At 70.1% G+C, this 11,803-nt stretch carries 10 protein-coding genes; 6 read left to right on the top strand and 4 right to left on the bottom strand.

Annotation, left to right across the window (positions count from 1 at the left end):
- Nucleotides 1-471, bottom strand: a complete 471-nt coding sequence (locus QT382_RS10655; protein WP_289254011.1) for a (2Fe-2S)-binding protein — start codon at nucleotides 469-471, stop codon at nucleotides 1-3.
- A gap of 89 nt (nucleotides 472-560) precedes the next feature.
- On the opposite strand from QT382_RS10655, the gene QT382_RS10650 reads away from it, so the two are divergent.
- A complete protein-coding gene (locus QT382_RS10650) occupies nucleotides 561-845 on the top strand; it encodes a hypothetical protein (protein WP_289254010.1) in 285 nt (94 codons plus the stop codon).
- Between the two features lie 13 nt (nucleotides 846-858).
- Here QT382_RS10650 and QT382_RS10645 read toward each other — a convergent pair whose 3' ends face one another.
- The 3 genes from QT382_RS10645 to QT382_RS10635 are packed head-to-tail and all read right to left on the bottom strand — an operon-like array spanning nucleotide 859 to nucleotide 5,992.
- Nucleotides 859-3,573 carry a CHASE2 domain-containing protein gene (locus QT382_RS10645; protein WP_289254009.1) on the bottom strand — a complete coding sequence of 905 codons (2,715 nt, stop codon included), beginning with the start codon at nucleotides 3,571-3,573 and terminating at the stop codon, nucleotides 859-861.
- Between the two features lie 11 nt (nucleotides 3,574-3,584).
- On the bottom strand, nucleotides 3,585-5,225 hold the full coding sequence (locus tag QT382_RS10640) for a FecR domain-containing protein (RefSeq protein ID WP_289254008.1): 1,641 nt from the start codon (nucleotides 5,223-5,225) through the stop codon (nucleotides 3,585-3,587).
- A gap of 56 nt (nucleotides 5,226-5,281) precedes the next feature.
- Nucleotides 5,282-5,992, bottom strand: a complete 711-nt coding sequence (locus QT382_RS10635) for a TetR/AcrR family transcriptional regulator (protein WP_289254007.1) — start codon at nucleotides 5,990-5,992, stop codon at nucleotides 5,282-5,284.
- 163 nt (nucleotides 5,993-6,155) lie between these two features.
- Between QT382_RS10635 and QT382_RS10630 the strand changes: the two genes are divergently transcribed.
- Genes QT382_RS10630 through bioD form a run of 5 tightly spaced genes read left to right on the top strand, consistent with a single transcriptional unit; the run spans nucleotide 6,156 to nucleotide 11,802 of the window.
- A complete protein-coding gene (locus QT382_RS10630; protein ID WP_289254006.1) occupies nucleotides 6,156-7,763 on the top strand; it encodes a carboxyl transferase domain-containing protein in 1,608 nt (535 codons plus the stop codon).
- A gap of 20 nt (nucleotides 7,764-7,783) precedes the next feature.
- Nucleotides 7,784-8,566: an enoyl-CoA hydratase/isomerase family protein gene (locus QT382_RS10625; protein WP_289254005.1), complete on the top strand. Its 783-nt coding sequence runs from the start codon at nucleotides 7,784-7,786 to the stop codon at nucleotides 8,564-8,566.
- On the top strand, nucleotides 8,563-9,876 hold the full coding sequence (gene bioA, locus QT382_RS10620) for an adenosylmethionine--8-amino-7-oxononanoate transaminase (protein ID WP_289254004.1): 1,314 nt from the start codon (nucleotides 8,563-8,565) through the stop codon (nucleotides 9,874-9,876). Before QT382_RS10625 ends, bioA begins: the two co-directional genes overlap by 4 nt.
- Complete coding sequence (gene bioF / locus QT382_RS10615; RefSeq protein ID WP_289254003.1) at nucleotides 9,860-11,095, top strand: 8-amino-7-oxononanoate synthase; 1,236 nt, start codon at nucleotides 9,860-9,862, stop codon at nucleotides 11,093-11,095. The genes bioA and bioF overlap by 17 nt, the downstream gene beginning before the upstream one ends.
- A complete protein-coding gene (gene bioD / locus QT382_RS10610; RefSeq protein ID WP_353957267.1) occupies nucleotides 11,092-11,802 on the top strand; it encodes a dethiobiotin synthase in 711 nt (236 codons plus the stop codon). The genes bioF and bioD overlap by 4 nt, the downstream gene beginning before the upstream one ends.
- The last annotated feature ends 1 nt before the right edge of the window (nucleotide 11,803 follow it).

Here is an 11,803-nt window from a genome sequence, read left to right as displayed (position 1 = left end):
TCAGGCTCCCTTGCTCAGCGTGGCCGAGGCGTCCTTGATGGCCGCACGGATCTGGTTGTAGGTGCCGCAGCGGCAGAGGTTGCCGCTCATGGCGTTGTCTATGTCGGTGTCGCTCGGCTTCTTCTTGCCGGCCAGCAGGGCGCAGGCGCTCATGATCTGGCCGCTCTGGCAGTAGCCGCATTGCGGCACGTCCAGCTTGACCCAGGCATGCTGGACCGCCTTGCCGGTGGCGGAGGCACCGACGCCTTCGATGGTCGTCACCTTTTTGCCTGACACGGCGGACAGCGGCGTCGAGCAGGAGCGGATCGGCTGGCCGTCCAGGTGCACGGTGCAGGCGCCGCACAGGGCCATGCCGCAGCCGAACTTGGTGCCGGTGAGATTGAGGTCCTCGCGCAGGGCCCACAGCAGGGGCATCTCGGGATCGGCGTCCAGCGACACCGGCTTACCATTGACCGTCAGCTTGATCGGCATTGCCGCGCTCCTTGTCGTGAGGCTTGGGGGAGGGGAGCGCGAAGCGTAACGCTTTGAGGGCCGCTCTGCATGCATGGAAGGGTTTGTTGATGACGCCGAACCGTGCCCACCTCTGGCTGCAGGCCCATGGCCTGGCCTGCTTCGTGCTGATGACGCTTTGCTTCCTGCTGTTCGGCTGGCTGTCGCTGGACCTGGTGCGACAGGTGTCGGCCAATGCCAGCCTGATCGCGGCCCATGGCTGGGATGCGCTGCTGGACGGCGGCGCCCAGCAGGCGCTGGAACTGCTGCTCACCGCCGTGGCGGCGGTGGCCGCCTGGCTGGGCTTCAAGCTCTGCGAGATGGTGCTGGTGCAGCGCCTGGCCTACCGGCGCTGAGCCGCGGCAGCGATCAGGTCAGGGCCTGGTAGAGCGCAGCACGCTCACGCTCGACAGCTGCCGCATCGCCGCTGGCCGCGGCCTCGGCCAGGGCCGTGGCCCCGAGGTCGGCGCAGATCGCCTGCAGGTCGGCCAGCAGGGCCTGGCGCTGGACCTCGTCGGCCGCGGCCCAGGCACCGCGCCAACCACCGAGGAAGACCCGCGCATGCTCGATGCGCCGCAGCCGTTCCACCGTGCCCGGCGGCAGGCGTCCGCCGCTCAGCAGCTCGTGGACCGCCGGGCCGGCCGGCGCCGCATGTGGCGCCTCGCCCGGCGCGGCGCGGCGGCCGTGGCGGGCCAGGGTCTGCAAGAGCTCGGTCTGGCTGACCGGCTTGCTGAGGTGGCCGTCGCAGCCGGCCGCCAGGCTCTTGAGCGCATCGGCCTCGAAGGCATGGGCGGTCAGCGCTATCACCGGCGTGCGCGGCCAGCCCTGCTCGCGCTCCAGCTCGCGCAAGGCGCGGGTGGCGCTGTGGCCGTCCATGCCCGGCATCTGTATGTCCATCAGCACCAGGTCGTAGCGGCGCTCGCGCAGACAGGCCAGGCCCTGCTCGCCGCTGCCCGCCACGTCGACCCGGTGGCCCTGCGGCTGCAGCATGGCCTCGATCACCAGCACATTGACCTCGTTGTCCTCGCACAGCAGGATGTCCAGCGGGGCCAGGTCTTGCTGTGGCTGGGACAGGGGCTCGGCCGCTGTGCTGCTGGGCGGCTCGGTGGCCGGCAGCGGCAGGCTCAGGCGGAAGGTCGAGCCCAGGCCGGGCTCGCTGACCAGGCTGAGCTTGCCGCCCATCATCGCGGCCAGGCTGCGGCTGATCGCCAGGCCCAGCCCGGTGCCGCCGAACAAGCGCGTGGTCGAGCCGTCGGCCTGGGTGAAGGGCTGGAAGATCAGCTCATGCTTGCTGGCGGCTATGCCTATGCCGGTGTCCTGCACCGCGATCACCATCTCTTCCTCGCCCTCGCCGCAGCCCAGGCGCACGGTGACGCCGCCTTCGCGGGTGAACTTGATCGCATTGCCCATCAGGTTGACCAGCACCTGCGCCAGGCGCTTGGCATCGCCCAGCACCCAGGCCTCGGCGCGCAGCTGGGCGGCTGGCTCCACCTCCAGCCGCAGATAGAGGCCGGCGGCAGCGGCTCGCTCGTGCAGCAGCTCCAGCTGCTCCTCGACCAGGGCGCGCAGCCGCAGCGGACCCGGATGGATGCTCATGCGGCCGGCCTCGATCTTGGAGATGTCCAGCAGGTCGTTGATCAGCTCGAACAGGCTCTGGCCCGAGCTGCGGAACAGGCTGACGTAGCGGCGCTGTTCCTCGTTCAAGGGTGTGCGCGCCAGCAGCTCGGACAGGCCCAAGAGCGCATTCATGGGCGTGCGGATCTCGTGGCTGACATTGGCCAGGAACTGGCTCTTGGCCTCGTTGGCCGCCTCGGCCACGGCCTTGGCCATTTCCAGCCGGCGCTCGGTCAGCGTCTGCCAGCGGATCTGGGCGAAGGCGCCCAGCAGCAGGGTGCAGACCAAAGTGAGCAGGGCTGGCAGCAGCGGCAGCAGCAGGCGCGACTGGCTCAGGGCGGCGAAGCCGGCGAGCAGCAGCACGCCACCGGCCACTGCGCAGGCCAGGCTCAGACGTGCCAGCCGCGGCCGGCGGTGCCACAGGGCCCAGAGCGCGGGCAGCCAGGCGAAAAAAGCCAGGGCCATGGCGGCGCCGGGACCGGCATCGCGGACCTGGCTCTGGGCGGCCAGCTCGGCAAAGGCCAGGGCCATCAGCTCGGTGCCGGCATGCTGGCCCTGGGCCGTCATCACGCGGTCGGCGAAGAAGGCGCTGCTGCCTATGAAGACCGTGCGGCCGCCCAGCTGCGGCCGCAGCGAGGCATCCTCCTGCCGGCCCAGCGCGGCGCCCAGCAGGCGCGTGGCATCCAGCCGCGGCAGGGCTTCGGCATTGCTGGGCAGGTGCAGGCGCAGCTGGGCCTGGTCGCCGACCGCCAAACGCCGCGAACCCAGCAGCAGCGCGCCGCCCTCCAGCCGCGCGGCGCTGCCATGCAATCGCTCCAGTGCGGCCAGCGGCAAGCTGCTGAGGGTCCGGCCCTGGACCCGCTGCAGCAGCGGCAGGCGGCGCAGCCGGCCGTCGGCATCCAGCGGCGCGCTGATCAGGCCCAGTGCGCCCGGGCCCTGATTGGCCTGGCTCAGCAGCGGCGCCGGCAGCAGGGCCGCCGGCCAGGTGTGGAGCCTGGCGGTGACCGCGGCGGCCTGGCTGGCGGGCGAGGCCGGCTCGCGGCTCTCCAGCGCCTGGCCCTGAGGCAGGCCGGCGACGGCCAGCACCACGTCCTGGCGGGCCGCCAGCACCCGGGCCAGTTCCGCGTCACCGGGGCGTTCGGCCTCGAACACGATGTCGAGCACGACCACCTTGGTGCCGGCCTCGCGCAGGTAGTCGATCAGCAACGCGTACACATCGCGCGACCAGGGCCAGGGGCCGAGTTGCGGCTGCAGGCTGGCCAGGGCGGCATCGTCCAGGTCGACCAGCAGCGGCGGGTCCTGGTTCATCGGCCGGGCGGTCCAGCGCAGCTGGGCGTCGTCCAGCAGGTCGGTGGCGCGCTGGGCGGTGGGCGTCAGGCTCAAGAGGCCGGCCAGCGGCAGGGCCAGCAGCGGCAGGGCGGCCAGCCTTTTCAGGCTGCTGAACGACAGGGGCCGCCGGCTGCTGCGCATCTAGCCAGGGCTCAGAGGGCCAGCAGCAAGAGGCCGGCCGGGATCAGCCAGGGCCACCAGGGCCGCGGAATCTCAATGCCCTGCGGCGTGCCGAACGGGCCGGGATGGCCGTCGGCATCCACCGTGCGCACGCGCAGCCAGTAGCGGCCGGGGCCGGGACGCGGCAGCACCAGCGAAGGCTGGTCCAGGGTCTGCTCGCTCAAGAGGGCCTTGAACTCGGGGTCGCTGCTCCATTGGGCCTGGTAGCGGGCGCCGGGCAGGCTGGAGGCGCCCCAGCGCAGCTTCAGCTCCTTGCCTTCCAGATCGGGCGGCAGCGATGGCGGCGCCGGCGGCACTGGCTTGAGCGTGACCTGCTGGGCCTCGCCCCAGGGGCCCTGGTCGGGGCCGGCCGCGATGCTGGCCAGGCGCCAGTGATAGTGGCCGTGGGCGATGGCCAGCTTGAGCTCGGTGTCCTTGAGGTCGGCGCGGTCCACCAGCGGCGTGGCGAAGTCGGGCGTGGCCGCGATCTGCAAGCGGTAGGCCTGGGCCTGCTGGGGTGCGGTCCAGGCGAGACTGAGGCTGTCGCCATAGATCTTCTCGTCCGGCGCCGGCTGGCGGATGAAGGGCGGCTCGGGCCGGGCCTTGAGCTTGAACGCCACCTCGCTGGACAGGCCTTCGAGGCCGGCGTCGTCGAGCGCGCGCACCCGCAGGCGGTAGCGACCGTCAGGCAGGTCGGCCCAGCTGGCCTGCGGCTGTTCGAAGCGGCCGTCCAGCAGCAGTTGTTCCTTGTCGCCGTCGGCGAAGACCTGGGCCCGGTAGGCCTTGGCGCCAGGCGCCGCGGCCCAGGCCAGTTGCAGCGGAATGCGCTCGACCAGGGCCGGTGCCGCGCTCAGCGAAGGCGCGGCGGGCAGGGGCCGGGCCTGCAGTTTTTCACCGGGCTTCGCCACGATGCCCTGGCCAGCGTTGAGGGCCAGCTCTTCGCGGCCACCGCGGCCGGCCGCCACGCGGCCTTCGAGCACCGCAGCGCGGCTGCCCGAGGCATCGGCCTGGACGCGGAACTCCGTGCCCCGCACGCCCAGGTTGATGCCCGGCGTGCGCAGCTCGTAGGACGGCCGTCCCTGCGGCTGGACCTTGCTGTCGGCGCCACCGCGCTGCAGTAGCAGGCGGGTGTCGTGCAGGCCACTACGGCCCATCACCATCAGCTGTTCCAGCGTCAGCTCGCTCTGCGGCGACAGCAGCAGGCGCGAGCCGTCGGCGAAGCGCAGCGTGGCGGAGGACTGTTCGCCGCTTCTGAGCAGGTCACCGCTTCGCAGCTCGGTGCCGACCTGCAGCGGCTGCGGCGCTTGACCGGCTCGCAGCAATTGCACGTCGCCGCGCACGAACAGGGTCTGGGCGAAGCTGGCCTCGCGGGCCAGCCAGCTGACCGGCATCTGCAGCTCGCTGCCCGGTTGCAGCCGGCGCGGATTGGCCACGCGGTTGAGCCGCTGCAGCTCCTGCCAGCGGCGCGAGGGCTGCAGGAACTGCTGGCTCAGCGCGATCAGGGTGTCACCCTGTCGCACCTGGTAGCGCCAGACCTCCTCGGCCGCGCCGGCCTCGCCAATGCCAAGGCCCAGCCCCAGGCCAAGGGCGAGCAGGGCAACAGGGAAACGACGAATGCAATGGCCGACCCACATGCAGACCTCCCAAGGCACCGGACGTGCCGGGGCATGGTAGCGGAAGGCTTTGTGAATCAGTCCTGGTCGAGGGCGCTCTGCAACTGTTCGCGCAGCCGGCGCAGCGCAGCCAGCTCGCGGTCCGGCGCCTGCAGGGCAGGCCAGAGCAAGGCCACCAGGTCGCGGGCGCTCTGGTCCACGTCGATCTGCCGGCCGGCCGTGATCACCTCCCACAGCATGTGCTCCATGGGCCCGAAGACCAGGGAGCGCAGCATGCGCAGCGGAATGTCCTGGCGCACCTGGCCGAGCTGCTGGCCGCGCGACAGCAGGTCCATCAGCGGCGCGGTGTAGCGTCGCTGCAGCTCGATGAAGGCCTCGCCGAATTCCGGGCCCCAGTCGGCATCGCGCTTGCGGCCTTCGGACAGCACCAGCTCGCACAGGCCCGTGCCCTGGATCAGGAACAGTCGCAGATGGGTGTGGACTATGAATTCCAGCTGCTCGCGCACGCCGGCCTCGCGCGGCAGGCCGCCCTCGATGGCGGCAATGATGTCGTCGTACCAGTCGGCGATCACCCGCATGCAGAGCTCGCGCTTGCTGCGGAAATAGGTGAACACCGTGGCCTCGGAGACCCCCAGGCGCTGGGCGATCTCGGTGGTGGTGGCGCGCTCGTAGCCGCGACCGGCGAAGACCTCGCGGCCGACCCGCAGAATGTCCCGCACCCGCTGTTCCGCCCTGGCACTGGTAGGGGCCCGGCGTTGTGGCTGCAGAATCGAGGCTGAGGCGCTCATGGGGCGCATTCTGGCGCAAAACTTGAGGACGGCTCAAGTCGGCTTGCGCCAGGGTTTTTGCTGAGATATCCTCGCGCCTCGCTCGGGTCTGATTGGCCTGGGCCAAGAATATTTTTGAGTGCTGCTCAGATCGGGCGGCCGGCCTGATTTCCTCGGAGACACCATGCCCGTCCTGTCCACCAAGCTGAACGCCCGCTCGGCCGACTTCAAGGCCAATGCCGCGGCCATGGAAGTGTTGCTGGTCGACCTGAACACCCGCCTGGAGACCATCGCCCAGGGCGGCGGCGAGGCGGCCCGCGCCAAGCACACGGCCCGCGGCAAGCTGCTGCCGCGCGAGCGGGTCGAGCTGCTGCTGGATCCGGGCACGCCCTTCCTGGAGCTGGCACCGCTGGCCGGCCTGAACATGTACGACAACGCGGCCCCGGGCGGCGGCATCGTCGCCGGCATCGGCCGGGTCTCGGGCGTGGACTGCATGATCGTCTGCAACGACGCCACGGTGAAGGGCGGCACCTACTACCCGGTGACGGTCAAGAAGCACCTGCGCGCGCAGGAGATCGCCGATCAGAACCACCTGCCTTGCATCTACCTCGTCGACTCGGGCGGCGCCAATCTGCCGAACCAGGACGAGGTCTTCCCGGACCGCGACCATTTCGGCCGCATCTTCTTCAACCAGGCCAATCTCTCGGCCCAGGGCATTCCGCAGATCGCCGTGGTGATGGGGTCGTGCACGGCCGGCGGCGCTTACGTGCCGGCGATGAGCGACGAGACCATCATCGTCAAGAACCAGGGCACCATCTTCCTGGGCGGCCCGCCGCTGGTGAAGGCCGCGACCGGCGAGGTCGTGTCGGCCGAAGACCTGGGCGGCGGCGACGTGCACACCCGCCTCTCCGGCGTGGCCGACCATCTGGCCAACGACGACACCCATGCGCTGGCCCTGGCCCGCCAGTCGGTCGCCCGTTTGAACCGCAACAAGCCGGCCCCGCTGGCTACCGTCACTCCGCGCGCGCCGGCCTTCGATCCGGCCGAACTGCATGGCGTGATTCCCACCGACACCCGCAAGCCCTTCGACGTGCGCGAGGTCATCGCCCGCGTGGTCGACGGCTCGGAGTTCGACGAATTCAAGGCCCGCTACGGCAATACCCTGGTCTGCGGCTTCGCCCACATCGAGGGCATGCCGGTCGGCATCGTCGCCAACAACGGCATCCTGTTCGCCGAGAGCGCGAACAAGGGCGCGCATTTCATCGAGTTGTGCTGCCAGCGCAAGATCCCGCTGGTGTTCCTGCAGAACATCACCGGCTTCATGGTCGGCCGCAAGTACGAGAACGAGGGCATCGCCCGCGCCGGCGCCAAGATGGTGACGGCCGTGGCCTGCGCCCAGGTGCCGAAGTTCACCGTCATCATCGGCGGCAGCTTCGGCGCCGGGAACTACGGCATGTGCGGCCGCGCCTACAGCCCGCGCTTCCTCTGGATGTGGCCCAACGCCCGCATCTCGGTGATGGGCGGCGAGCAGGCCGCTTCGGTGCTGGCCACGGTCAAGCGCGACGGCATCGAGGCCAAGGGCGGCCAGTGGAGTGCCGACGAGGAGCAGGCCTTCAAGGCGCCCATCCTGAAGCAGTACGAGGACCAGGGCCATCCTTACTACGCCAGCGCCCGGCTGTGGGACGACGGTGTGATCGACCCGGCCGACACCCGCCGCGTGCTGGCCCTGGGCCTGAGCGCTGCGCTGAACGCGCCCATCCCCGAGACCAAGTTCGGCGTGTTCCGGATGTAAGCGAGCGGGAGTCCACGAGCATGAGCACGACGCTGAAGATTGACCGCCAGGGCCCCGTGGCCCGTGTCACCCTGAACCGCCCCGAGGTCCGCAACGCCTTCAACGAGGCGGTGATCGCCGAGCTGACCGCTACCTTCGCCGAGCTGGGCCGCGACCCGGGCCTGCGCGCCATCGTGTTGGCGGCCGAGGGCAAGGCCTTCTGCGCCGGCGCCGACCTGAACTGGATGAAGGCCATGGCCGGCTACTCCTGGGACGAGAACCACGCCGATGCCGGCGCGCTCGCCCAGATGCTGTGGACCATCTACAGCTGCCCGGTGCCGGTGATTGCGCGGGTGCAGGGCGATGTCTATGCCGGCGGCGTCGGCCTGGTCTCGGTCTGCGACATGGTCGTGGCGGTGGACTCGGCCGGTTTCTGCCTCAGCGAGGCCAAGCTTGGCCTCTTGCCGGCCACCATTGGCCCCTACGTGATCCGCGCGCTGGGCGAGCAGGCCTCGCGGCGCTACTTCGTGACCGCCGAGCGCTTCTCGGCCGCCGAAGCGCATCGCCTGGGCCTGGTGCACGAGCTGGCAACGGCCGAGACGCTGGATGAGAAGGTGGATGCGCTGCTGGCCGCGATAACGGCCAACGGCCCGGCCGCTGTCAAGGCCTGCAAGAAGCTGGTGCAGGACCTGGCGCACGAGACCATCACGCCGCAGCTGCGCGACGACACGGCCCGCCGCATCGCCGACATCCGCGCCAGCAGCGAAGGCCGCGAAGGCGTGCAGAGCTTCCTCAACAAGAGCAAGCCTTCGTGGTTGGCATGAGCGAGAACACCAGCACCCAAGCACTGCAGCAGCGCAGCCTGGCCGCGGTCTGGCATCCCTGCACCCAGATGGCGCGGGCCGAACTCATGCCGCCGTTGCCGATCCAGCGCGGCGAGGGCGCCTGGCTGTACGACTTCGAGGGCAATCGCTATTTCGACGCCAACAGCAGCTGGTGGGTCAATCTGTTCGGCCATGCCGATGCCCAGCTGAATGCGGCCATCAAGCAGCAGCTCGATACGCTGCCGCACGTGATGCTGGCCGGTTGCACGCATGAGCCGGCCGTGCGCCTGGCCGAGCGGCTGAGCGCGCGCACTGGCGGCGCCCTGGGCCACTGCTTCTTCGGCAGCGACGGCGCCAGCGCGGTCGAGATCGCGCTGAAGCAGAGCTTCCACAGCTGGCGCAACCTCGGCCAGGTCGAGAAGCGCGAATTCGTCTGCCTGAAGAACGGCTATCACGGCGAGACCATAGGCGCGCTGGCGGTGACCGACGTGGCCATCTTCCGCGATGCCTATGACCCGCTGCTGATGCGCGCCCACATCGTCGAGTCGCCCGATTCGCGCAAGGGACCGGAAGGCCAGGTCAAGGCGCTGGCCGCGATGCGGGCCTTGCTGGAAGAACGCTCGGCCAGCGTCGCGGCCGTCATCGTCGAGCCGCTGGTGCAGGGCGCCGCCGGCATGGTCATGCATTCGCCGGCCTATCTGCGAGCGCTGCGGGCGATGACGCGCGAATTCGGCGTCCACCTGATCGCCGACGAGATCGCCGTCGGCTGCGGCCGCACCGGCACTTTCTTCGCCTGGGAGCAGTCCGAAGCCGAGTGGCCGGACTTCATCCTCCTGTCCAAGGGCATCACCGGCGGCACCCTGCCGCTGTCGCTGGTGCTGACCACCGAAGCCATCTTCAAGAGCTTCTGGAGCGAGGACGTCACGCGGGGCTTCCTGCATTCGCATTCCTACACCGGCAATGCCCTGGCCTGTGCCGCCGCCAATGCGGTGCTGGACCGCTTCGACGCCGGCCAGCTGGAGCGCAATGCGGCGCAGAGCAAGCTGCTGGGCGCCGCCTTTGCGCCGTTGGCCGAGCATGAGCGCGTCGAGCAGATGCGCCAGCGCGGCATGATCCTGGCCTTCGACGTCAAGGACGCGCCCGAGCGCTTCGCTGAAAAATTCCATCTGGCGGCGCGCCGCCACGAGCTGCTGATACGACCCATAGGCCAGACGGTCTACCTGATGCCGCCCTATCTGATAGGCCCGGCCACCGCGTCCTTCCTGGCCAATGCGGTGACGAACACGCTGAACGATGTCCTCTCTGATTGACCACCTGCAGGCCAAGCTCGGCGCCCTCGCCGCGCAAGACCTGACCCGCTTCCTGCGCGAGGCCGAGAGCCCGACCGCGCCGCACCAGATCGTGCGCGGCGCCGACGGCGTCGCCCGCGAGCTGCTGATGTTCTGCAGCAATGACTACCTGGGTCTGGCCGCCCATCCGCGCATCGCCGAGGCCCTGGCCGAAGGCGCACGCATCTACGGCGGCGGCTCCGGCGCCTCGCCCCTGGTCAGCGGCCATTCGGTCGCCCATGCCCGCGTGGCCGAGACCCTGGCCGACTGGTTCGCGCCGCATATTCCGCAGGCCCGCGCCCTTGGCTTCTGCACCGGCTACATGGCCAACCTGGCCGTGGTCACGGCGCTGGGCGATGCCGACACCGAGATCTTCTCGGAGGCCCTGAACCACGCCTCGCTGATTGACGGCACGCGCCTGGCCAAGGCCAAGGTCACGCGCTACGGCCATGCGGATGTGGATCAGCTGGAGGCGCTGCTGTACGCCAGCCCAGCCAAGCTCAAGCTGATCGTCACCGACGCCGTCTTCAGCATGGACGGCGACATTGCGCCGCTGCCGCAGCTGCTGGCCCTGGCCGAACGCCACGATGCCTGGCTGATCGTCGACGATGCCCATGGCTTCGGCGTGCTGGGCGAGAACGGCCGCGGCTCGCTGGAGCACTTCGACCTGCGCAGTGAGCGGCTGATCGTGGTCGGCACGCTGGGCAAGGCCGCGGGCCTGGCCGGCGCCTTTGTCGTGGCCCATTCGACGGTCACCGAGTACCTCTTGCAGTCGGCCCGCAACTACATCTTCTCGACCGCCTCGCCGCCGGCCGTTGAGCATGCGCTGCTGACCAGCTTCGACCTGATCGAGAGCGAGCTGGGCAAGCAGCGCCGCCAGCATCTGCGCGAGCTGCAGCAGCGGCTGTCGATCGGCATCGAAAAGCTCTTGAAGCGGCAGCCTGGCCTGGCCTGGCGGCTCGCGCCCTCAAGCACGCCGGTGCGGCCGTTGATCGTCGGCGGCAATGCGCAGGTGATGGAACTGGCCGCGCGGCTGGAGCGCCAAGGCCTGCGCGTGCCCGGCATACGCCCGCCCACCGTGCGCAAGGGCGAGGCCCGCCTGCGCATCACCTTGTGCGCGACCCACACCGAGGCCGACGTGGACCGCCTGCTGGCGGCGCTCGAGGCGGCGGCAGCCGACATGGCGAGGATCTCGGCATGATGAAAGGTTTTTTCATCACCGGCACCGACACCGAGATCGGCAAGACCTGCATCACGGCCGGCCTGACCGTCGCCCTGCAGCAGCTGGGCCAGCGCGTGGCGCCCATCAAGTCGCTGGCGGCCGGCCAGTTCCAGGACGAGCAGGGCCGCTGGGTCAACGAGGACGTGCAGCAGCTGCACGCCGCCCAGACCCTGGGCCTGAGCCTCGATGAGGTCGGCCCCGTGCAGTTCCGCACGCCTTGCGCGCCGCATATCGCGGCCCGCTTCGATGGCCGCAGCATCGACCGCGAAGCCCTGCTCGCCGCGATCCGCAAGACCGCGGCCAAGGCGGACCTGGCCCTGGTCGAAGGGGTGGGCGGTTTCCGCGTGCCCCTTACAGACGATTGGGATACGGCCGACCTGGCCGTCGACCTGCAGCTGCCGGTGATCCTGGTGGTGGGACTTAGGCTGGGCTGCATCAACCATGCGCTGCTCACCGCCGAGGCCATCCGTTCGCGCGGCCTCCAGCTGGCCGCCTGGGTGGCCAATACCGCCGATCCGGCGTTTGCCCATGTGGCGGACAATCTGGCGGCCCTGCAGGCCGGCCTGGCCGTCCCCTGCCTTGGCCAGGTGCCGCGCCTGGCCGCGCCGGTCGAACCCGCGGCCGTGGCCGCCCATCTTTCTTCGCAGCCCCGGCTGCTGCTGAAACTTCTCTCTGAAGACTCCTGAA

Source organism: Pelomonas sp. SE-A7, from assembly GCF_030345705.1.
GTDB lineage: Bacteria > Pseudomonadota > Gammaproteobacteria > Burkholderiales > Burkholderiaceae_C > JAUASW01.
Note: the sequence above shows the minus strand (reverse complement) of the source record. Positions and strands in the feature narration are given on the sequence as shown.

Excerpts from the sequence above, each read along its gene's own strand:
- QT382_RS10650 (WP_289254010.1), top strand. The coding sequence starts at position 561 with ATGACGCCGAACCGTGCCCACCTCTGGCTGCAGGCCCATGGCCTGGCC.
- QT382_RS10625 (WP_289254005.1), top strand. The coding sequence starts at position 7,784 with ATGAGCACGACGCTGAAGATTGACCGCCAGGGCCCCGTGGCCCGTGTC.
- bioA (WP_289254004.1), top strand. The coding sequence starts at position 8,563 with ATGAGCGAGAACACCAGCACCCAAGCACTGCAGCAGCGCAGCCTGGCC.
- bioF (WP_289254003.1), top strand. The coding sequence starts at position 9,860 with ATGTCCTCTCTGATTGACCACCTGCAGGCCAAGCTCGGCGCCCTCGCC.
- bioD (WP_353957267.1), top strand. The coding sequence starts at position 11,092 with ATGATGAAAGGTTTTTTCATCACCGGCACCGACACCGAGATCGGCAAG.
- QT382_RS10655 (WP_289254011.1), bottom strand. The coding sequence starts at position 471 with ATGCCGATCAAGCTGACGGTCAATGGTAAGCCGGTGTCGCTGGACGCC.
- QT382_RS10645 (WP_289254009.1), bottom strand. The coding sequence starts at position 3,573 with ATGCGCAGCAGCCGGCGGCCCCTGTCGTTCAGCAGCCTGAAAAGGCTG.
- QT382_RS10640 (WP_289254008.1), bottom strand. The coding sequence starts at position 5,225 with ATGTGGGTCGGCCATTGCATTCGTCGTTTCCCTGTTGCCCTGCTCGCC.
- QT382_RS10630 (WP_289254006.1), top strand. The coding sequence starts at position 6,156 with ATGCCCGTCCTGTCCACCAAGCTGAACGCCCGCTCGGCCGACTTCAAG.
- QT382_RS10635 (WP_289254007.1), bottom strand. The coding sequence starts at position 5,992 with ATGAGCGCCTCAGCCTCGATTCTGCAGCCACAACGCCGGGCCCCTACC.